A 1532-nucleotide genomic window follows, 5' to 3' on the forward strand; every position below is an offset into this window, starting at 1 on the left:
TCTGCCGCCCACGTTTCTCTTTCTTCAATATTCAATTTTCAAAGAACAGACGCCGCAGACGCGATGTCGTGGCCCGTTACGCTTGTGGCTTCGGGGCCGTCCGAGTGTCGCTTACGCGGCTCTCTTGAATTCTCACAAGGGCTAAATCAGAAGCAAACTGCTTCGCCGCCAGCGGCGCACCGCCCTCGTTCGTGAGGCGTATATAGTCGCCACCAACCAGAACTGTCAACACTGATCACGCATGTTTTTTCGATTTCTCGTGGAGATATCCACCGGCCGAAATTCGTGAGTTGGCTTGGCTGAAATTGTGAGTGGTGTTCCGCCGCCGATCATTTCTACGGAGGCCTCACTCCTCGGCGGCGGGCACCTGCCATCGGCACCTGCCATCGGCTTGAAAATCACCTGCCCTGCTTGGCGAATATCGACCGCCGCGCCAGCCCGAGCAGCGCTTCAGAGTCGGCCTTCCAGCAATTCCGCCGCGACCGGCGAAAAAGATGCCCAGGATCAACACATCCACGCCATCGACTGCGAAAGCAATGCTGACGGCGCGCCGGTAGCCGACGATGCACAGACCAGGCATGATCTCGACCCGCTCTGTGCCGCGCTGTGGAAAAGTCGACAAACCCAGGCAATGATCGCGGATGCCGGCAATGAAATTCCAAGCGATCGCCGGCGACGCGCGGCCGGCTGTGTCATCATAGAGTTGCTCGAGTTCAGCTTCCGCCTTGGGGTGGAAGACAATTCGGTACTCCATTGCCTACTTGGCTTTCGCCTGCTTCGCGCGATGACGCGCCTCAAGCCGCGAAAAAACCGTCTCGACAGGAATACCCTTCGCTGGATCCTACTGGAGCTCGGTCAGGCGCGCCGGGATTTCCTCGCGCAGCCATCTTTCCCGCTCCGCCTCGAAATCCTCGAGCATACGCAGGCCGGCGCGAACAACCTCACTGGCATTGTTATAGCGGCCTGATTCGAGCTGCTTCCTGATGAAGCTCTCGTAGATGAAGCTCTCGTAGTGGTCGCTCAGGGCGTAGTTGGGCATGGCAACCTCCTGGAGAGATTATGGTGCCGATCAGGGACGAGGCTCAAGATCGACCGAAGACACTGCCAAACGCAAAGCGGCCCGCTTGAAGCGGGCCGTTTTTGTAGTTGGTTTCGGGGACAGGATTTGACTTTTCTGTCCCGCGGCGTCGGCTGCGCCTCGTTGCGGGCCCCTGATGCAGGTTAAGATCGGCCGGCCACCACAGCAAAATACAAAAGAGCCCGCACAAGGCGGGCTCTTTTGTATTTGGTTGCGGGGACAGGATTTGAACCTGTGACCTTCAGGTTATGAGCCTGACGAGCTACCGGGCTGCTCCACCCCGCGTCAACCTTAGAGGTAAGTTTTAGCTTACCGGAATCAAGAGACCACCAAATGAAAGGGCCGCTTGCGCGGCCCGTAGTCCCGTTGGCGGGCCTGTTCGTAAGGAGAAGATTTCACTCCATCCGATTGGATGTGAGTTCAACGTGCATTTAGCAGACCTGGCAGCGACCTA

At 57.8% G+C, this 1532-nt stretch carries 1 tRNA gene and 1 pseudogene; both read right to left on the reverse strand.

Going from position 1 to position 1532, the window contains the following annotated elements:
* Window positions 1-757 precede the first annotated feature (757 nt).
* Window positions 758-1039 (reverse strand): annotated as a pseudogene (locus tag AC1DXU_RS30395) (type II toxin-antitoxin system ParD family antitoxin).
* A gap of 247 nt (window positions 1040-1286) precedes the next feature.
* Window positions 1287-1363, reverse strand: a tRNA-Met gene (locus AC1DXU_RS30400).
* Window positions 1364-1532 lie beyond the last annotated feature (169 nt).

This window comes from Mesorhizobium sp. P3_A10 (assembly GCF_056403175.1).